Genomic DNA, 18,338 nt, shown 5'->3' with positions numbered 1-18,338 from the left:
GGTGTGGGTTAGCCGCGCCAGGTTGTCCCGGGGAGCCGCAGCCGCGAGGCGACGAGCTGCTGCGTGTACGGGTGCTTTGGTGCGGTGAGGAGGTCTGCAGTAAGGCCGTCTTCGACAATACGCCCACCCTGCATGACGATGGTGCGTTCGGCGAGCTTTGGCACGATTCCGAGGTCGTGCGTGATGGTGACGAGCGTCAACCCAAACTCGCGCCTGAGTTCCGCGAGGAGATCGAGCACGCGCGCGCGCACGAGCACGTCGAGCGCGCTCACCGGTTCGTCCCCGACGAGCAGCTCGGGCCCGTGCACGATCGCTCGCGCGACCGCGATGCGTTGCCGCTGGCCGCCGGAGAAGGCGTCGGGGTAGCGCGTAGCTGCGTCATGCGGCAACCCGACGCGTTCGAGTACCGCCCGCACCATTTCCCCGTGGTCGCCTGGGATCGCACTTCCCTCAAGGGGTTCGGCTACCGACTGGCCGATGGTGCGGCGGGGGTTGAACGATGAGTACGGGTCTTGGAATACGAGACCGGTTCGCCGCCGGAGCCAGCCGAGGTCGCGCGAACGCGGGACGACCTCGACGCCGTCAAAGCGGACGGTGCCTGCGGTTGGTGTGCTCAGCCCGAGCATCTGCCGCACGAGGGTCGTTTTGCCAGAACCCGATTCGCCGACGATCGCGACGCTCTCCCCGCGAGCTATCGTGAGCGATACGTCAGTGAGCGCGCAGACGGTCTGCGCGCGCTCGAAGAGCTTGCGCGGCGGGGTGCGGAACTCCTTGGATACGCCCGCGAGTTCGACGAGCGGGTGATCCCCGCGCGGTGCCGCGCCGATCGTGCCAGCGACCGGCATCGACCCGGTCCAGGGCGTCTGGCCTGTCCACGTTGCCTGCTGTGTGCGTTCGCTCACGAGCTCTCACCTCCCGCTGCAGCGATGAGTGCTTGGGTGACGCGGTGCTGTGGGCGCTCAAGCACCTCGTGCACCGCTCCCGCCTCGACGATGCTGCCGTCCGCAAACACGACGACCCGGTCAGCGACTTGGTTGACCACGGCGATGTCGTGGGTGATGCACACGAGCGAGCACTCTGCGCTGTCGGTGATCTCGGTGAACAGTTCGAGGATGCCTCGCTGAACGGTCACGTCGAGCGCAGTCGTTGGCTCGTCAGCGAGCAGTAGACCGGGCGAAGCAGCAATGGCGGCAGCGATGGCCGCGCGCTGCCGCTGCCCACCCGAGACCTCGTGCGGATACGCTCGCACGATTCGCTCTGGATCCTTCAGGCCAACCTCGTGAGCGAGCCGCAGCGCGGCGTCGCGGCGCTCCGTGCGGCCGAGCCGGTAGTGAATGGCGAGTGACTCCGTCATCTGGGTTCCAAGCCTGCGGAACGGGCTGAGCGCAGTCTTCGGTTCTTGGAACACCATGCCGATGCGGTCGCCGCGGATCGCGGTGAGTTCGCGGTCAGACAGGCCGAGGAGTTCGCGTCCATTGGCACGCACTGAGCCGCTGACGACCGCCTCCCTTGGCAGCAGGCCTGCGATGGCGAGGGCGGTGATCGTTTTGCCCGAGCCGGATCCGCCGATGATGCCGAGGCGCTCACCAGCTGCGAGGCTGAACGTGACGTCGTGCAGAATCTGGGTGCCACCGATCGAGACGTTGAGGTTTTCGACCTCGAGCGCCGTCGCCCCTGTCTCTGGTGCGTCTGCCCGGTTGTTCATCGCGGCACCTCCGTTGTCTCGTCCACGGGGTCCCTGGTGTCGAGGGCATCGCGCAACTGATCCCCGAAGAGGAAGAATGCGAGCACCGTGATCGTGATGGCAAGGCCCGGCCACACGACGGTCTCGGGGTAGATGGACACGAATCGCTGCGTCGAGGCGAGCATGCCGCCCCACGATGGGATGTCTTTCGGTGCGCCGAATCCGAGGTAGCTCAGGCTGGCTTCCGCGAGCACAGCGGTTCCCATGATCCAGGTGACCTGCACGATGTAGACGGGCAGCACGCTCGGAATGAGGTGGCGGAACAGGATCCGCGTGCGGGAGAGCCCTGAGACCTGTGCTGCGACGACGAAGTCTGCCCCGGATACCTGCCTGAACTCCGCGCGAAGCACTCGCCCCATTGATACACCGAAGGCAATCCCGAGTGCGGCGATGACAATCGGGATGCCGGAGCCAAACACGGCGGTCAGCATGATGGCGAGCAGCGTGGTGGGAAACGCGACGAGCACGTCAATGCCTACAGCGACCACCTCGCGGACCGGCCGGCGTCCGAGACCCCCGAGGAGGGCGAGCACAAACCCGATGATGCTCGCGAGTGCTCCGGTGCCGAGCGCAACACCGAAGGAGACCCTGCTTCCCGCGATGAGGCGTGAGGCGATGTCGCGGCCGCTGCCGTCGGTTCCGAGCCAGTGCGCTGACGACGGTGAGAGCCACACGTTGCCCGTTGCGTGGTTGGGGTCTTGCGGTAGCCAGAAGAGGGACGCGATTGCGACGAGCGCGACGAGGCCGAGCACCGCGAGTGCGATGCTCCCGACGGGCTTTCTGAGCACCCTGTTGAGCGTTCTCATTCTTCGCCCTCCGATCGGAGCCGCGGGTCAATGAGGCGGTGAACGACGTCGACGAGCGCCCCCATGACAAGGATGACGCTCGTGAGCACGAGCAGCGTTGATTGCACCTTCGGCAGGTCGCGTTCGCCAACGTCGGAGACCAGCATGGTGCCGAGCCCCGGGAGGCTGAACAGCTGTTCGACGACGACCGCGCCGACGAGGAGGGCTGCGGCCTGCAGGCCGAGCATGGAGATGATCGAGAGCCCGACGCCAGGCAGTCCCTGTGTGAGGAGGGCACGCAGCCTCGAGTTCCCCTGCGACATCGCGGTGCGGACGTGATCGGCCTCGAGCGCACGCAGCGTCGCGCTGCGGACGAGGCGGAAGAGGATCGCGCCCTCGATGAGGCCGATCGTGAGAGCGGGCAGCACGAGCGACCGCACCGCCTGCAGCGGGTCTGCCCAGCCATCGCGCGGGAACCCCTGCGACGGTAGCCAGCCGAGCCACGACGAGAGGAGGAGGGTGCCGAGAAGACCCGCCCAAACAACGGGGATGGCGGAGGCGAGCACGCTTGACGCGGAGACGAGCTGTCCGAGTGGCGTGTTGTTTCGGTACGCAGCGAACACGCCGAGGGGGATAGCGACGAGGAGCACGACGAGCAGCGACATGATCGTCAGCGGGATCGTCACCTCAGCCTTTTCCGCGAGCTCAGCGGAGATTTCGCTCCCAGTGACGACCGAGGTGCCGAGATCGAAGCGAAGCACGCCACCGATCCATTCGACGTACTGGGTGAGGAGCGGCCGATTGAGCCCGAGCGCCTCCCGCAGCGACGCGATCTGGGCGGGTGAGGCCTGCGTGCCACCGATGACCTGTGCGACGTCGCCGGGAAGGATCCTGAGCGTCGCAAAGATGAGCACGCTCGCGACCAGCCAGGCGAGTGCCAACAGACCTGTCCGGCCGAGAATGAAACGCGTCACGGTATGAGACTACTCACTCTGTGACCTCCTGGTCAGTTCATCCGGGTACGTGTTCGGGCCCGTTCCCGCTGTAATGCGGGAGCTCCGGGCCCGAACTGTGCAAGCGACCTGCTGGCGGTTACTCTACGCTCACACCTGCGAGGTTGACACGCGAGTTCGTGTTCACCGACGGGAAGCCGTGAACCTGGGTGCCGACAACGTTGGTCGGGGTGTAGTTGAAAAGCCACTTCGCTGGCGCGTCCGCGGCGACGAGGCGTGCAGCCTGTTCGAGCAGATCAGCCTCTGCTGCCGGGTCGATGCTTGCGAGCGCCTCGGCGTAGAGCCGCTGCACCTCGGGATTGTCGTACCCGAAGTAGTAGCCGGGGTTTGCGTAGTTGCCGAAGTCGCGCGCCTCAGCATGGTCGACGTAGCTGAGGTCGAAATCATGGTTCGAGTACACGTCGTTGAGCCAGGTTGGGAACTCGACGGCCTTCACCTTGGCGGAGACCCCGACCTCTGCGAGCTGGCTCACGACGAGGTCGAGCGAAGCGGTGTCGTAGAAGTTCGGTGCCGTGATGGAGAGGCTGAGGTTTGGCTGTCCGGCCTCAGCGAGCAGCGCGCGCGCCGCCTCGGGATCGTATGCGTTGATATCGGTGAGGTCGGCGTAGCCGGGCTCGAGCTCGGTGATGGGGCTGCCGAGCGGCTTCGCGTCGCCGTTCTGCGTGCCGACGAGGGTCTTGCCGTCGATCGCCATGCTCAGTGCCTGGCGGACGCGTGGGTCGTTGAAGGGAGCGCGGGCGCTGTTGTAGCCGAGGGTGAACACGTCGGCGCTCTCGGCGCGGACCAGGTCGAAGTTGGCGTTGCCCTCGAACTCGGCGCGCAGCGGCGGGAGCAGCGCGGTGTGCACGTCGATGTCGCCGTCCTTGAGGGCGTTGACCGCGGCGCGGCCCTCAGGGAAGAACCGGAAGATTGCGCTGTCGACCTTGGCCGGCTCGCCCCAGTAGTCTGCGTTCTTCTCGAGCGTGATGCTGTCGCCCTGCTTCCAGCGCGCAAACTCGAAGGGGCCCGTGCCGTTCGCCGAGTTCTGCAGCCCGTCCGTTGCGCCGCCCTCAAGAATGACTCCTGCCGAGCCCGCGAGCTCCCAGAGCAGCAGCGAGTTGGGCTGCTCGAGCGTGAGCTTCACCTGGCTGTCGCCGTTCTTCTCGACCGCGACGGCGTAGCCGACCGTCTCGGGGGTGAGGGCTGGCTCGAGTGAGGCGACGACGTCGTCGGTCGTGAGCGCTGCACCAGAGTGGAACGTGACGCCGTCGCGCAGCGTGAAGGTGTACTCGAGACCGTCGGCGCTGACCTCGGGCATCTCGGTTGCAAGAACGGGAACAATGTCCGCGATGCTGCCTGGTGCGATGCCAACGAGCCCCTGGTAGACGTTGTCGATGAGCACCTGACCGGTGGCAACGCCGGCGTCGTTGCGCACGTCGAGGCTTGTCGGCTCGAGGACGAGGCCGACGGCGATTTCGTTCTTCCCGCCGGAGTCGCCTGCTGGCTTGGTCAGTGCGAAGTACGCTGCGATCGCTGCCACAAGCCCGACGACGATCACGATGCCGATGATCAGCGGGGTCTTCGAGCGCTTGCGTTTCTCGTAGCTCGGCGCCTTGGGGTTCGACTCACTCACTTTGACTCCTCGGATTGACTCTGCTCGTGCAGATGTAGCTAGTTTCTGGAGTCTGCGTCGACGCTGTGCGATCGCAGACGGACTCAGCGCGACCTCGGTCGCGTTGAACGCCCGCGCCTCGCTGCGCTGGTGTCGAAGAACGAGACTACGCTGAGCCAACGCCGGGCGTCCGCGAGATGACGACCTTGTTGCAGTGTTGTTACGTATGCCCTACCCGGTCAGGCGCGGCGCGAAAACGCCTAGCGAATATAGCCACCGTCTTTGAGGCCGGCCTCGATCTCGAATCTGTTCTTGAGGGGGTTCCTACCAGCGGCCATATATAGCAGGGGCATGGCCAGGCCGTACCTGCGCCATTGCTGACGGTGCACCCGTTCGTGCCTCAGCACGGCGGGACTCACGTTGGAGTGCGTGAGGTAGCAGGCACCGACGCAGCTGCCGCCGCGGCCGAATGTCCACCTCGGCATGCCGCGGAAGACCCACAGCCCGTCGACGCGCTCTACCGCGCCCGTTGACCAAATCGAACCCCATACAAACCCAACGGCAGTGGCGTAGGCGTAGCCGAACCATGCCAGCGGCAGGTTCCGCTGGCGGCGGCCGCGAGTCTCGGCTGCTGGGACCCGACCGGTGAGCGCGTCCTGTGACGTTGCCCGGCTCATGCCGCGCCTCCCGAGAGGAGTGCTGCGAGGATGCGCAGCACGGTCGGCGCGTCCTCGGCCGCCATCGAGGCATCGGCTGGTGCGAACTCGCAGATCGCTGCGCCCGTGAGTGCGGTTGTCGCAACGGCTGCCCGGAGCACCCCCGTAAGCTCCGCAACGGAGAACCCGAAGGGGACCGCGGCGTGCACGGACGAAAAGTCGGCGGGATCGAGCACGTCGAGATCGATGTGGATGTACAGGCTTGTCGCCTGCACCTCAGCGAGCCACGCTGCAACGCGCTCCGCGGTGTCACTGCCATCTCCGGCAGGCGCTGGCTCCGAGCGGATCCCGAGTGCTGCGATCGCCTCCGCCTCTTCCTGGTCGACCTCGCGTGCCCCAACGAGTAGCACGCGAGCCGGGTCGACCGGGGTTGCGGCGTTGAGATCGTCGGAACCAGCACCGAGTGCGTGCCTGAGTGTCATCCCCGATGCTGCGCCAGAGGGCGACGTTCCCGGATGCTGCAGGTCTGGCTGCGCGTCGCACCAGAGCACGGCGACCCCCGGGTCGAGTGCGACGGCTCGCTCGATGCCAGCGAGTGTCGATGCGCAATCGCCGCCGAGCGTGATCGCCAGTTCGTCGCGGCCTGCAAGGATCTCGCGTGCGGCGTCGCGGGCAGCAAGGAGCGAGCTGAGACGCGCGACTGGCGTGCCGAGCGCGTCTCCGGCGTGCGCGGGCACCTGAACGTCAATGCGCGCGCTTGGGGGAAGATCCTCACGCAGTACCGCAGCGCCATCCGTGAGGAACATTGCGCGCGACGAAGCGGATCCCTGCCACTCGGGCATGAGCAAAAAAATCGGTTTGCTCGGCTCAGGCATTGCACCCACCTCTGTGTCGTGATCCACTCAGAATACGCTGGGCAAGCTGATGAGTGCCCGACAGCTCACTGCCCAACGGAGACGAAGTCGATGAGCTCTTCGACGCGGCCGACCAGCTGCGGCTCCAGGTCACGGAAGTTGCGCACGCGCCCCCGGATGCGCTTCCAGGCATCAGCGATATCCGCAAGATCCTCTGCGGGCCAACCGAGCGACAGGCAGATGCCTGTCTTCCAATCGGTGCCGCGGGGGATTCGCGGCCACTGCGTCAGCCCGAGCCGTTCCGGCTTCACCGCTTCCCAAATGTCGATGTAGGGGTGGCCAACAATGCGCACGTGCGCGCCGTGCGTGCCCCGCGCGATCGCCTCGGCGATCCGGGTCTCCTTTGAACCAGCGACGAGGTGATCAAGGAGCACCCCAGCACGACGTTCTGGCCCCGGCTGAAACTCGGCGAGCACCCGCTCCAGGTGGTCTGCACCGTCAAGTAGCTCGACGACGATCCCCCTCCACCCGCAGATCGTCCCCCCACACCTGCTCGACGAGCTCGGCGTCGTGCCTGCCCTCGACAAAGATCCTGCTCGGCATCGCGACACGTGCACGCTCCTGCGGCGCGGCAAAGGAACCCGAGGCCGTGCGCCGCCGCACGGGGGCACGCTGCGGTGCAACGAATGTCACTGGCTCCCCATCGACGAGGAACGCGTCGCTGCGCGGGAAGGAGCGCACCGCGCCGTCGAAGTCCTCGAGCCGGAGGACGCCATCGCGCGCATCGATCACCGCCCCACAGAACTCCGTCAGGCTGTGCTCGACGACGAGCCCCTTCACCAACGGAACTTCCTTGCGCTGCACAGGGCCGCGCCGCGGCTTCATCCGGGCGATCGGGTCGTCGTCATAGCGATTGTCGAACACGCACATGAGCCTAGCGAACACGCTCCCTATGCGGCGCTCACGCCCGACTGCTAGCGTGTTGAGTATGAACGCTGAAGTTTCTGAACCGCTCATCCTTGTCGATCGAGTTGGCGCGATCACGCGGGTCACGCTGAACCGGCCCCGGGCGATCAACGCGCTGAACACGGAGATGTTCGACGGCATTGATGCGGCACTTGAGTCGGCTACCGGCTCGAACGCGATCGTGCTCGACGGTGCGGGAGAGCGCGGGTTCTGCGGCGGAGGTGACATTAAGCAGATTGCCTTCGGAGGTGATCCGCGGGCGTTGTTCGGCGCGGAGTACGCCGTCGACTACCGGGTGAGCGCCTCACCGATCCCGGTTGTCGCCATTATGGATGGCATCGCGATGGGCGGCGGTATCGGGCTTGGCGGTCACGCGGCCTTCCGCGTCGTGACGGAACGCAGCCGCCTCGCAATGCCCGAGGCGCGCATCGGCATCATGCCCGATGTCGGCGGCCACTTCCTGCTCGCACGGGCCCCTGGCCGGCTCGGCGAATACCTCGCGATCACCGCGAGCGAGATGGGCCCCGCTGACGCGATCGCGCTCGGGTTCGCCGACACCCTCATACTGAGCGAGCGGATCGAGCAACTCCGCGACGCGCTCGCGGCTGGCGCGGATCCGGAGACTGCGCTCGCCGACTTCGCCGAGCCGGTTCCCGAGGCCCCGCTGCTCGCCGTGCGTGACTGGTTTGATCCGATTGCTGACGAGGCGCTCGGGTCCGTCGACGCTGTCGCTGACCCAGTCGGGGCGATTGTCGCGCTGCTGGCAGCGCTGGAGAGTAGCGCCGACGAGCGCGCGCTCGCTACGGCGGAAACGGTGCGGGGCATGTGCCCGCTGTCGCTCGCCGTCACCGTCGCGCAGCTCGCCCGCACGCGTGCAGCGCAGCTCGACGTCGCCGGCGTGCTCGAGGATGACTACCGGGTCGTGCCGCGGCTCGCGGTGCACGCGAACTTCGCTGAGGGCGTCCGGGCGCAGCTCGTGGACAAGGATCGTAACCCGCAGTGGATCCCTGCCCGCGTCGAAGACCTCGACCCGCGTGAGGTGGCCGAGATCCTCGCCCCGCACCCGGCAGGGGAGCAGGGACTCGGTCTCCCGACCGCGGGCTAGCGCCACGGCGGCGATACCCTTGACGTATGACGGCCGAGGCGCGAAAACGAAGCAGCGGTGTTGGCACGAGCCCGCGTCCTGCTCGCGGCGCCGCTCGCGAGTTCCCTGTCGAGCTTGATCGTTCCCTCGACACCCCGCTTCCCGTGCAGCTCGCTGCCGCGCTGCGCGAGGCCATCGACGCCGGGACGCTTCGCCCGGCAGAACCGGTGCCGGCTACCCGCGAGCTCGCCCGACGCATAGGCGTTGCCCGTGGCGTCGTTGTCGCCTCGTACGAACAGCTCATCGGCGAGGGGTACCTTGTCGCCGTCCACGGCCGTGGCACTGCGGTGCACCCAGAACTCGCGGGTGCCGGCCAGGCGGGCGCGGGGGCGGCCCGGACGGGTGGGGCCGGTGCGACGCAGCCGCAAGAGGCAAGACGTGCGCTCGCGGGAGATGGCGAGGCCGCGCGATCAGCCAAACCGCTCCGCCCGCCGCAAGCGGCAGCCGAGCAGCGTGGGGAGCCACTCGCCCCCGGCGAACCGATTCCGAGCGCGATCAACAGCCCGGCATGGCGAGCAGCGTGGCGGGAAGCCGCGGCGCGCGCGCACCTCGTTGCGCCGCCGCTCGGCGACCAGCGGCTGCGCGAGGAGATCGCTGACCATCTGCGCAGGATGCGCGCGACCGCGCGCGCCGCGACCGACGTTGTGGTTACCGCCGGCACGCGCGAGGGGCTCGGTCTCCTCCTCACCTCGCTCGGCACCACTCACGGGCGCGGCCTCGTCGTCGGTGTCGAGGACCCAGGGCTGCCGTCGCTGCGCGGCGTCGCAGCGCGGCACGGAGCGCGGATCGTCGCGCTCCCAACAGACAGCGAAGGCCTCGACACGTCGCGCCTGCCAGAGGGGGTGCTGGACCTGGTCATCGTCACCCCGAGCCACCAGTACCCGCTCGGTGGATCCCTGCCGCTTGTGCGCCGTCGTGAGCTGCTCGCATGGGCAAAGCGGGGCGGCGTGATCATCGTTGAGGACGACTTCGACTCGGAACTTCGGTTCACCGGCAGTCCGCTACCGACGCTTGCGGCACTCGACGACCAGGTCACGGGGTCCGTCGTGCTCCTCGGCACGTTCTCACGAACGGTCGCGCCCGCGCTGTCGGCCGGCTACCTGCTCGCGCCAGAGAGCATCCGTGCGATGCTCACTCCGGTGCGCCGTGAGCTCGGCGGGCCGGTCTCCTCCGTGGTGCAGTTTGCGCTCGCGCACTACCTGGGGACGGGCGAGCTGCGCAGGCACACCGCGCGCCTGCTGCGACGATATGCGCAGCGGCGCGACCTCGTCTCCGAGCGTCTCGCAGGGATTGCGGGCGTGCGGGTTCGCCCGATGGACGGAGGGCTGCACGCAGTGCTCGAGTTCGTCGGGGATGACGCGGCGCAGCTTCGCCGGCGTGAGCAGCTCGCCGTTCGCCTTGCCAACGAGGCGGGGCTTGGCGCGCAGCCGCTCGGCGGGTACTGGCAGCGGCGCGGAACGGGCATGGCCGGGCTCGTGATTGGGCTCGGCGGGTCGGTCGACGCGGAGTTCGATCGCGCACTCCGCGAACTCGCTGCGGTACTCAGGGCAGCGCATCCTGCAGCCTGACACGCCATAGACCGAGCCGCGCGCAGGGTGAAGCGATACGCTTACCTCGTGAGTGTTGAGAACATCACTGCAAGCATGCAGAACTATCTCAAGGTTATCTGGAGCCTCGAGGAGTGGTCGGATACCCCGATCACGAACTCGGCGATCGCGGAGGCCGCTGGGGTGCGCCTATCAACCGTTTCAGATGCGCTGCGGAAACTCGCAGACTCCGGTCTCATCGACCATCAGCGCTACGGCACCGTCACCCTCACCCCAGAGGGGAGGGAGCTTGCCGTGGTGATGACCCGCAGGCACCGGCTCATCGAGACCTTCCTCGTGCGCATGCTCGACTACTCGTGGGACGAGGTGCACGACGAGGCCGACCGGCTTGAGCACGCCGTGTCAGACGAGCTCGTCAACCGCATCGATCGCGTGCTTGACTACCCGAAACGTGACCCGCACGGCGACCCGATCCCGAGCGCAGAGGGCCTCGTGCACAAACCAGTTGCGCGGTTGCTCACCGAGATCGAAGCGCCGTGCCGCGTACGCGTCGAGCGCATCTCTGACTCCGACCCTGAAATGCTCCAGTACTTTGCGTCTCGCGGCATCATCGTCGACGCGGAGCTTGAGCTCCTCGAAGGCGAGCCGTACTCGGAAACAACCGCGGTGAGCGTCGCGGGAACCGGGCAGCCCGTGCTGCTAGGAAAAGCCGCGTCCGACTCCGTGTGGGCGGCGCAGCTCGGCTGATACGCTGGCAACTGCGATCCCAATGGTGGGGCAACGTGAATCGCCGAACCCGACGAAGTGGTCGGTGTGCCGCCGCTGGCGCTGCAATACGAGATAATGGGTATCGGGTACCGAGAGGAGGCGGCTTTGGGTTGGTTTTCAAAGCGTAAGAGGCGGGCTCAGCCGCCGCGCCGACTTCCCAAGCGCGTGCTGGCCCCGGTCGAGGAGATCGTCGAGCAGGGGTTGCTTGTTGCAGACGTCGCCGTACGAATGACGGTGAAGAACGCGATCATCATGAACGCGCTCAAAGAACACGTCGACTACGACGAGCAACAGATCGTGGAGATGGTCAGGGACTCGCTGAACGAACTCGCTGCTGAGCGTGAGCGCGATGCGCGCCACATCTCGCGGGTGCGCGGAGAGATTCGTGACACGGGGAGAAGCTCGTGGAGCGAGACCGAGTATGGCAGCGGCGACAGCCGCACCCTGAAGCACAGGCAAGAGGTCTACGAGCAGGTGGCTGCGGAGCTGCGCGCCCGCACCGAGGAACAGGCGTACCTCGACTCGACCGTTGAACGGGCGCGGACGCTCGCGTGGTCCGAAATTGGCGACTCGCTCAAGGAGCGGGCAAGCCACCCCTACTACAGTGGCGGGCACGATGACGAGTACCGCAACAACCGCGATGAGCGGATCCAGCAACTCATCGAAAAGGACCTCACCTCGCTTCTGAAGCAGCAGGCGCCGAAGGTGAGCCTGAAAGACCGGATCAGGCTGAAGTCTTCGAAGTAGCTGCCGGCCGAGCGACGATTAGTCGCGCGAGTTGAGCAGCTCGGGGTGCTTGTCGATGTAGCCCTCGATGAACCAGCACGACGCTCGCACCGTGTGTTCGCGCGCGATGTTCGACGTGAGTGCGCGCTTGGCGAGGAGCCCTGACAGGCCCGTGCCGCGGAGGGAGTCGGCCACGAGTGTGTGGTCGAAGTCGACGACGCCTGCGCTCGGGAACGAGTAGTGGGCCTCGCCAACGACCTCGTCGCCCGCGTCGCTTGCGCGATGGATCGCGAATCGCTGGGCCTCGGGCTCGTGGACAATGGTGATGCCTGCCGCAGCGGCATCCTCTTCGCTAAGGTATCTCGCCATGCTCGTAGCCTATCCCCGTTATCCTCGAATGGTGGGTGAAAGAATGCTGCGTAGAGGAACGATGCTGGCGGTCGCCGCCGTGGCGCTGCTGCCGCTCGCCGGGTGCACGGCGCCAGAACCTGAACCCGAGGAGCTGACGGTCACGGGGGCTGGGGCGCGTTATCTTGACGCCGTCTGCCCGGTGAACGGCGCATGGGACTCGGTCGATGTTGAGGTGGAGCGGCTTCGGATCGCGCTCGCGCGCTCAGAGGCCGGGGATGAGACCGCGCTCGGCGCTGCACTCACCACGCTTGAACGGCGATCGCTCGCCGCAGCAGAGAACCTCGACGATGCAAGCGTGTCCTGGCCGGCAGATGCAGAGGACGCGATCGCGGCTGTCCGCGATTCGCTTGCGGCCGACGCCGAGCAAGCGCGAGACGTCGCAGAGCTGAGCGCAGCGGACGCTGTCGCCCACGAGTGGGAGGGTGCGGAGCGCATCGCAGCCACCTCGGCCAAGGCCCGCGCATCGCTTGGGCTTCCCGATGATCCCGAGGTCGCCTGCGAGGCGCGATAGTGTCGGCGTGGTCCCGCGACACGCTGCCGTGCGCATGCTGCCCCAGTTGGAGAGTCACCCTCACGTTCCTCTAGGCTAGTACCCTCATGCAGCGCGAACCGCGAACCACTGGCCCAGCGGGCGTGGAGTCTGGCGAAGCCGCAACCGAGTCCACGTTTGGGGCGCGCGAGCGTCTCGCGGTCTGGTTGCTGCTTGGTGCCTGCTTCATCGCCGTAGTGAACGAAACAGTGATGGGGGTTGCAACCGCCCCGCTGATGCGCGAGTTCAGCATTACCGCCGCGCAGGCGCAGTGGCTCACCACCGCCTATATGCTCACGATGAGCATCATCATCCCGATGACCGGACTCGTGATTCAACGATTCTCCACGCGGACGCTGTTCATCGCGGCCATGGCCGTGTTCACGCTCGGAACCCTCATCGCTGCCCTCGCGCCGGGGTTCACACTGTTGCTCGCCGGCCGCGTGGTGCAGGCGGCGGGGACCGCCGTGCTCAGCCCGCTGGTGATGACGACTATCGCGACGCTCGCGCCGGCAGGCCAGCGCGGCCGGCTCATGGGCAGGGTGACGGTCGTCTTCGCATCCGCCCCGGCGTTTGGCCCGGTGCTTGCCGGGTTCGTGCTCCAGTGGCTGAGCTGGCGATGGCTGTTCATCATCATGCTGCCGATCGCCCTGGTGACCTTCGTTGTCGGCGCGTGGCTGATGCCGAACGTTGGGGTGCGGCGGTTTGCGCGGATCGACGCGCTGTCGATCGTGCTCTCCGGCTTCGCGTTCGGCGGCATCGTCTACGGGCTGAGCGCCGTCGGTTCGCTCGCCGTTGGCGCGCCGACGCTCCCGCCGTGGATCCCACTCACCGTCGGGCTGATCGGGCTCGCGTGCTTTGGGTGGCGGCAGGTGGCACTGCAGCGTGAAGACCGCGCGTTGCTCGACCTTCGCGTCTTCGCGCGGCCCACGTTCGCGCGCTCAACCGTCGTGTTTGTCGCGAGCAGTATTTCGCTTTTCGGTGTGCTGTTCTTGCTGCCGTTGTACGCGCAGAACGTGCTGGGGCTGAGTCCGCTCATCACAGGGCTCATCGTGCTGCCCGGCAGTATCGTTTCAGCGGCGCTCGCGCCGCTCGTTGGCCGCCTCGTTGACGCCCGCGGTGGCAGGGGCGTGCTCGTGGCGGGGACGGCGGTCACCGCGCTTTCGCTCTGGTCGATGCTGCTCTTCGGTGAGCACACGCCCCTCGCGCAGCTCTTCGCGACGAACCTCGTGATGAATATCGGCCTCTCCGGGGTCTTTACCCCGATCTACGCGATGGCGCTCGGCTCGTTGCCCGCGAGCCTCGCCTCGCACGGTTCGGCAACGCTCAACACCGTGCAACAGCTCGCTGCTGCGGCCGGAACCGCGATGCTCGTGACGCTCATGACCCTGTTCTCGGTGAGTCACGCCGGTCTCGCGATGGCGGAATCGGCCGAATCGATGGTTGCCGGGCTGCGCGTCGCGTTCTTCACCGGCGCCCTCATTGCGACCGTCGGCGTCGGGTTTGCGCTCGCCGTTCGCGACGAACCAGGGGTGTTCCCCACGCGTCGCCGCGCTGGTAAAGCGGGGGAGTGAATCGGGCATAGAATATCCCTTCTATGCCTCCTGCAGACCGTGCCCCAGAGTTCGATGAGTCGAACGACCCCAACGCCCGAGTATTCGGGCCCCGCGAGCAGCTTGCCGTATGGCTGCTGCTCGGCTCAGCGTTCGTGGTGATTCTCAACGAGACCATCATGGGCGTCGCTCTTCCAGAACTCATGGATACTCTCCACATCTCCGCGTCCGAGGGGCAGTGGCTCACGACGGCGTTCCTGCTCACCATGAGCGTCGTGATCCCGATCACCGGCATGCTCATCCAGCGGGTGCGCACGCGGAGCCTCTTCATCGTCGCGATGTCGCTCTTCAGCATCGGTACCCTCATTGCGGCCGTTGCGCCGGGGCTGCCCGTACTGCTCGTTGGGCGCGTTGTGCAGGCGTGCGGCACGGCAATCATGATGCCGCTGCTCATGACAACCGTCGTGACCCTCGTTCCGCCGAGCCAGCGCGGCCGGCTTATGGGGCGCATCTCCATCGTGATGTCTGTCGCTCCGGCACTCGGCCCGACCGTCTCGGGGCTTATTCTCGAGGTACTCAGCTGGCGCTGGTTGTTCCTGCTCGTGCTCCCGATTGCGCTCTTCGCCCTGGTGCTCGGCGGCATCAGGATGCCGAACGTTGGTGTGCGCAAGCGCACCTCGGTGGATCTGTTGTCCGTGCTGCTTTCCGTGGTCGGTTTCGGTGGTCTCGTGTACGGGCTCAGCGAGGTCGGCAGCGCGGCAAGTGGTGACGTGCTCGTCTCCCCGTTCGTGCCCGCTGGCCTCGGTGCGCTCGCGCTTGCGCTGTTCGTGTGGCGGCAGACCGTGCTGCAGCGCGACGATCGCGCGCTCCTCGACCTGCGTACGTTCCGCAGTCGCCCGTACGCGCTCTCGGTCGTGCTGATCGCCTGCGCCGCGATGGCGCTGTTCGGCTCGCTCATCCTCGTCCCGATCTACGCGCAAAACGTGCTCGGCGTCACGCCGCTGCAAACGGGGCTGCTGTTGCTGCCTGGTGGGCTGCTCATGGGCCTGCTCGGACCCGTCGTCGGGCGGTTCATCGATGCGCGCGGGGTTCGCCCCATGCTGATCCCCGGCACGATCATTACGGCGCTCGCGCTGCTCTCGATGGGCCTGTTTACCGAGACAACGAGCGTGTGGCAGGTGCTCGCGACCCATATCGTGCTCAGCATCGGTCTCGCTGGCGTCTTCACCCCGCTGTTCTCCGTGTCGCTTGGCTCGCTTCCGGTGTCGCTCGCGTCGCACGGTAGCGCGATGATCTCGACCGTGCAGCAGGTTGCCGGCGCCGCAGGCACCGCACTGTTTGTCACGGTGATGACGCTTGTCTCGGTGAGCTGGGCTGGCGGGGACCCCGCAGCCATCGACGCTGAGGCGCTCGCGCACGGCACCCGCGTCGCGTTCATCATCGGGGGGCGCGATCGCCTCCCTTGGTGCCGTCGTTGCGCTGTTCGTGCGCGAAGAGCCAGCGCAGAGCACGACGGTGTGATCGGCGCGGCGCGCGGCAAGTCCCTGCCGCGCGCCGCCAGCCGCGCACGCTACGCGCGTGCGCCCGTCGCGTCGGCTTCCGCTGCGTCGATTTCCGTCGCGGCGACGAGTCCCGCGACGAGGGCTGCGAGACCGAACTCGAATGTTTCGTCCACCGCGCTGCGCGCGCGTGCGCTCGCGTATGCGCGGGCGGCGTGTTCGGCGGCGGTGAGGTGTGGTGCGAGCCGCGCGTTGTCGACGGGGCGGAGGTTGTCCTCCGGGGCGAGCGAGTCGAGGGCCGATCCGATGACGAAGGATTCGATGGCGACAATCGCCGGCACGATCCGGTGCTCGGGGTATCCGTCTCGCCGCATAGCCGCGGCAATGCGCTCGTAGTCGATGATCGATTCGATCTCGTCGTCAACGGGCAGTGTCGCGAGCGCGGCAATGATGCCAGGGTGGGCCCCAAACGTCTGCCGGTACGCCCTCGCCCACGGCACGATCGCCTCGTGCCAGCTCAGCGAGTCGAAACCGTGGTCACCGACGCGCGTCGTGAGCTGTCCGCGCATGCCAGCGATGAGCTCGTTCTTGCCGGCGAAGTAGTGGTGCAGAGCGGAGGGTCGGACGCCGAGTTCGCGCGCAAGCGCTGCGAGCGTGAAGTCGCCGCCACGGACGTCGGCGAGTGTGAACGCCGTTTCGAGGATCCGCTCGCGAGACAGGACGGCGGTGCGGGGCCGCCCCGCTGGGCGCTTGCTGTCTGGCTCCGTCGTCATTGCGCTGCACTTCCTCTTCTCGTGGGGTTGCGGAGTTTATTGAATCTGCGTAAATTAAGTGTGCTCCACGTCTCACACGAGACTACGGGGTCTCAAGACTGGGGGAGGACACGTGGCGGGGACAACTGCTGACCTGATCATTGCTGGCGCACGAGTGCACACCATGGTCGATGGCGATAGCCGGCTCGAACCGCGGTCGATCGCCGTGGCAGGCGGGCGCGTGCTCGCGGTCGGCGAGGCTGCGGAGATCGCTGACGCGTTCCGTGGGCCGCGCACCCAGGTCGACTCCGTCGCGGGCTCGACCGTGACCCCCGGGCTGATCGACGCCCACCTGCACCCGATCCAGGGCGTCGAGCTCTGCCAGGGGGCAGACCTCGCCTCCGTGCGCGACCTCCGCGAGCTGCGCAACGCGCTCGCGGCCGAAGCTGCGCGCGTGCGCAGCGAGGGCGGATCCGGTTGGGTGCGCGCCTGGAACCTCGACTACGCGGCGTTCGACGGCGAGCCGCTCACCGCACGCCTCGTCGACGATGCCGTCGGCGGCCTCCCGGCGATAGTGTTCTTCTTCGACTTCCACACCGCGATTGCGAGCTCGGAGGCGCTCCGCCTCGCGGGCATCACCGGTGCCCGCTCATTTGAAGACACGTCGGAGATTATGGTCGACGCCGCTGGCACCCCGACCGGTGAACTCCGTGAGGACAGCGCCTACCAGCCGATCCTCGAGATCGCCCCAAAGCCAAGCAGGGAGCAGACCCTCGAGGCGGCGCGCGCGACCTTCGCGAAGATGCGCCGCTCGGGCCTCACCGGCGGCACGATCATGGACGGCAACTCGGAGACGCTCGACCTGCTTGAGGCGCTCGACATGACGGGCATGGGCCTTCCCGTGCGGATCGTGAGCGCGATGGACGTCAAGCCGAGCTACTCGGCAGAGCAGCGCGCCGGCATCGCAGCCCAGCGCGACCGCGGGGGTAAGCGCTGGCGTGGCGGCGTCATCAAGCTCTACGCCGACGGCGTGATCGACACGGGCGCCGGCTGGCTGTATGAGGCCGACGCCGACGGCGACGGCCTGACGGGTTTCTGGCCCGACCCCGCCGCCTTCGCGGCTGCCGTGCGCGAGTTCGCGGACGCCGGCTTCCAGATCGCAACGCACGCGATCGGGGATCGCGCGGTCGGCGAGACGATCACCGCCTACGAGGCGGTCGGATCGATTGCCCGCAGCGGTGTCCCGCACCGCATCGAGCACCTCGAGACGCTCGACCCGCGAGATGTCGCGCGCCTCGCTGCTACCGGCATCACCTCTTCGATGCAGCTGCCGCACATGCAGTGGCGCATCGCTGACGGCAGCGACGAGTGGGCAAGGCGGCTCGGCCCCGTGCGGGCCGCCCGCGCCTGGGCTGCGGGCACCGTGCTCCGCGCTGGGGCACCGCTCGCCCTCGGCTCCGACTGGCCGATCGCCGACCTCGATGCTCGTGTCGGGCTTGCCTGGGCGATGCTGCGCCGGGCACCCGGCGACCTCAACGGATTTGTTTACGAACCAGAAGAGCGGCTCACAGCCGCGCAGGCGCTGCACGGCTACACCCGCGGGGCAGCGCTCGCACAGGGCGACGACGACCTCGGCATCATCCGAGCCGGAGCCCGCGCAGACCTCGCAGTGTGGTCTGCGGATCCCCTCGAGGCGAGCGGCGATGATCTCGCAACGCTCCCCGTGCGCGCAACCTACCTCGACGGGCTGCGCACCCTGCATACCGAATAGTTCATTCCCCTCCTCAGCGGCTCAGCCGC

Annotated in this window: 17 protein-coding genes and 3 pseudogenes; 9 read left to right on the top strand and 11 right to left on the bottom strand. The window is 67.3% G+C overall.

Features of this window, described 5'->3' with window-relative positions; all coding sequences use genetic code 11:
* Nucleotides 1-8: 8 nt before the first annotated feature.
* From SD72_RS04905 to SD72_RS04870, 8 genes and pseudogenes are all read right to left on the bottom strand, one after another.
* Nucleotides 9-902, bottom strand: coding sequence for an ABC transporter ATP-binding protein (locus SD72_RS04905; protein WP_232299649.1), 894 nt, complete (start codon nt 900-902; stop codon nt 9-11).
* Complete coding sequence (locus SD72_RS04900; RefSeq protein ID WP_042543314.1) at nt 899-1,705, bottom strand: ATP-binding cassette domain-containing protein; 807 nt, start codon at nt 1,703-1,705, stop codon at nt 899-901. Before SD72_RS04900 ends, SD72_RS04905 begins: the two co-directional genes overlap by 4 nt.
* Nucleotides 1,702-2,550: an ABC transporter permease gene (locus tag SD72_RS04895; RefSeq protein WP_042543313.1), complete on the bottom strand. Its 849-nt coding sequence runs from the start codon at nt 2,548-2,550 to the stop codon at nt 1,702-1,704. The genes SD72_RS04900 and SD72_RS04895 overlap by 4 nt, the downstream gene beginning before the upstream one ends.
* The gene (locus SD72_RS04890; RefSeq protein WP_042543312.1) at nt 2,547-3,503 is read right to left on the bottom strand and encodes an ABC transporter permease; all 957 of its coding nucleotides are present in this window, start codon (nt 3,501-3,503) and stop codon (nt 2,547-2,549) included. Before SD72_RS04890 ends, SD72_RS04895 begins: the two co-directional genes overlap by 4 nt.
* 118 nt (nt 3,504-3,621) lie before the next feature.
* Nucleotides 3,622-5,154 carry an ABC transporter substrate-binding protein gene (locus SD72_RS04885; RefSeq protein WP_052492478.1) on the bottom strand — a complete coding sequence of 511 codons (1,533 nt, stop codon included), beginning with the start codon at nt 5,152-5,154 and terminating at the stop codon, nt 3,622-3,624.
* A gap of 239 nt (nt 5,155-5,393) precedes the next feature.
* Nucleotides 5,394-5,810: a hypothetical protein gene (locus SD72_RS04880; protein WP_042543311.1), complete on the bottom strand. Its 417-nt coding sequence runs from the start codon at nt 5,808-5,810 to the stop codon at nt 5,394-5,396.
* Nucleotides 5,807-6,664: an arginase family protein gene (locus SD72_RS04875; protein WP_042543310.1), complete on the bottom strand. Its 858-nt coding sequence runs from the start codon at nt 6,662-6,664 to the stop codon at nt 5,807-5,809. Before SD72_RS04875 ends, SD72_RS04880 begins: the two co-directional genes overlap by 4 nt.
* Before the next feature lie 65 nt (nt 6,665-6,729).
* A pseudogene (locus SD72_RS04870) lies at nt 6,730-7,528 on the bottom strand (DUF3097 family protein).
* A 103-nt stretch (nt 7,529-7,631) separates the two neighbouring features.
* On the opposite strand from SD72_RS04870, the gene SD72_RS04865 reads away from it, so the two are divergent.
* From SD72_RS04865 to SD72_RS04850, 4 genes are all read left to right on the top strand, one after another.
* Entirely contained in the window at nt 7,632-8,714 is a 1,083-nt protein-coding gene (locus SD72_RS04865) for an enoyl-CoA hydratase/isomerase family protein (protein WP_042543309.1), read from the top strand.
* Between the two features lie 26 nt (nt 8,715-8,740).
* The gene (pdxR, locus tag SD72_RS04860) at nt 8,741-10,321 is read left to right on the top strand and encodes a MocR-like pyridoxine biosynthesis transcription factor PdxR (protein ID WP_052492477.1); all 1,581 of its coding nucleotides are present in this window, start codon (nt 8,741-8,743) and stop codon (nt 10,319-10,321) included.
* Between the two features lie 48 nt (nt 10,322-10,369).
* Nucleotides 10,370-11,047: a metal-dependent transcriptional regulator gene (locus tag SD72_RS04855; RefSeq protein ID WP_042543395.1), complete on the top strand. Its 678-nt coding sequence runs from the start codon at nt 10,370-10,372 to the stop codon at nt 11,045-11,047.
* A gap of 126 nt (nt 11,048-11,173) precedes the next feature.
* The gene (locus SD72_RS04850; RefSeq protein ID WP_232299648.1) at nt 11,174-11,815 is read left to right on the top strand and encodes an asparagine synthase; all 642 of its coding nucleotides are present in this window, start codon (nt 11,174-11,176) and stop codon (nt 11,813-11,815) included.
* A gap of 18 nt (nt 11,816-11,833) precedes the next feature.
* Here the strand turns inward: SD72_RS04850 and SD72_RS04845 are convergent, their stop codons facing one another.
* Complete coding sequence (locus tag SD72_RS04845) at nt 11,834-12,163, bottom strand: GNAT family N-acetyltransferase (protein WP_042543307.1); 330 nt, start codon at nt 12,161-12,163, stop codon at nt 11,834-11,836.
* Nucleotides 12,164-12,206: 43 nt separating this feature from the next.
* On the opposite strand from SD72_RS04845, the gene SD72_RS04840 reads away from it, so the two are divergent.
* The 3 genes and pseudogenes from SD72_RS04840 to SD72_RS04830 form a co-directional block, all read left to right on the top strand.
* Nucleotides 12,207-12,716: a hypothetical protein gene (locus tag SD72_RS04840; protein ID WP_157000460.1), complete on the top strand. Its 510-nt coding sequence runs from the start codon at nt 12,207-12,209 to the stop codon at nt 12,714-12,716.
* Nucleotides 12,717-12,802: 86 nt separating this feature from the next.
* Entirely contained in the window at nt 12,803-14,308 is a 1,506-nt protein-coding gene (locus tag SD72_RS04835; protein ID WP_042543305.1) for an MDR family MFS transporter, read from the top strand.
* Between the two features lie 23 nt (nt 14,309-14,331).
* Nucleotides 14,332-15,582 (top strand): annotated as a pseudogene (locus SD72_RS04830) (DHA2 family efflux MFS transporter permease subunit); the annotation flags it as partial.
* A 275-nt stretch (nt 15,583-15,857) separates the two neighbouring features.
* On the opposite strand, the gene SD72_RS18665 reads toward SD72_RS04830, so the two are convergent.
* Nucleotides 15,858-16,286, bottom strand: a complete 429-nt coding sequence (locus SD72_RS18665) for a TetR/AcrR family transcriptional regulator C-terminal domain-containing protein (RefSeq protein WP_420038415.1) — start codon at nt 16,284-16,286, stop codon at nt 15,858-15,860.
* On the opposite strand from SD72_RS18665, the gene SD72_RS18160 reads away from it, so the two are divergent.
* Complete coding sequence (locus SD72_RS18160) at nt 16,186-16,389, top strand: hypothetical protein (RefSeq protein WP_052492475.1); 204 nt, start codon at nt 16,186-16,188, stop codon at nt 16,387-16,389. The two genes, SD72_RS18665 and SD72_RS18160, sit on opposite strands and share 101 nt — an antisense overlap.
* Before the next feature lie 29 nt (nt 16,390-16,418).
* On the opposite strand, the pseudogene SD72_RS18660 reads toward SD72_RS18160, so the two are convergent.
* Nucleotides 16,419-16,559, bottom strand: a pseudogene (locus SD72_RS18660) (hypothetical protein); the annotation flags it as partial.
* Nucleotides 16,560-16,671: 112 nt separating this feature from the next.
* Here SD72_RS18660 and SD72_RS04820 point away from each other — a divergent pair.
* Nucleotides 16,672-18,309 (top strand): amidohydrolase, encoded by a 1,638-nt coding sequence (locus SD72_RS04820; RefSeq protein ID WP_042543303.1) that lies wholly within the window; start codon nt 16,672-16,674, stop codon nt 18,307-18,309.
* Nucleotides 18,310-18,338 lie beyond the last annotated feature (29 nt).

This window comes from Leucobacter komagatae, assembly GCF_000834055.1.
GTDB lineage: Bacteria > Actinomycetota > Actinomycetes > Actinomycetales > Microbacteriaceae > Leucobacter > Leucobacter komagatae_A.
The sequence above is the reverse complement of the archived record's forward strand: the minus strand, read 5'-3'. Positions and strand labels throughout refer to the sequence as shown.

Excerpts from the sequence above, each read along its gene's own strand:
- SD72_RS04900 (WP_042543314.1), bottom strand. The coding sequence starts at position 1,705 with ATGAACAACCGGGCAGACGCACCAGAGACAGGGGCGACGGCGCTCGAG.
- pdxR (WP_052492477.1), top strand. The coding sequence starts at position 8,741 with ATGACGGCCGAGGCGCGAAAACGAAGCAGCGGTGTTGGCACGAGCCCG.
- SD72_RS04840 (WP_157000460.1), top strand. The coding sequence starts at position 12,207 with ATGCTGCGTAGAGGAACGATGCTGGCGGTCGCCGCCGTGGCGCTGCTG.
- SD72_RS04875 (WP_042543310.1), bottom strand. The coding sequence starts at position 6,664 with ATGCCTGAGCCGAGCAAACCGATTTTTTTGCTCATGCCCGAGTGGCAG.
- SD72_RS04880 (WP_042543311.1), bottom strand. The coding sequence starts at position 5,810 with ATGAGCCGGGCAACGTCACAGGACGCGCTCACCGGTCGGGTCCCAGCA.
- SD72_RS18160 (WP_052492475.1), top strand. The coding sequence starts at position 16,186 with ATGATCGATTCGATCTCGTCGTCAACGGGCAGTGTCGCGAGCGCGGCA.
- SD72_RS04895 (WP_042543313.1), bottom strand. The coding sequence starts at position 2,550 with ATGAGAACGCTCAACAGGGTGCTCAGAAAGCCCGTCGGGAGCATCGCA.
- SD72_RS04835 (WP_042543305.1), top strand. The coding sequence starts at position 12,803 with ATGCAGCGCGAACCGCGAACCACTGGCCCAGCGGGCGTGGAGTCTGGC.
- SD72_RS04865 (WP_042543309.1), top strand. The coding sequence starts at position 7,632 with ATGAACGCTGAAGTTTCTGAACCGCTCATCCTTGTCGATCGAGTTGGC.
- SD72_RS04845 (WP_042543307.1), bottom strand. The coding sequence starts at position 12,163 with ATGGCGAGATACCTTAGCGAAGAGGATGCCGCTGCGGCAGGCATCACC.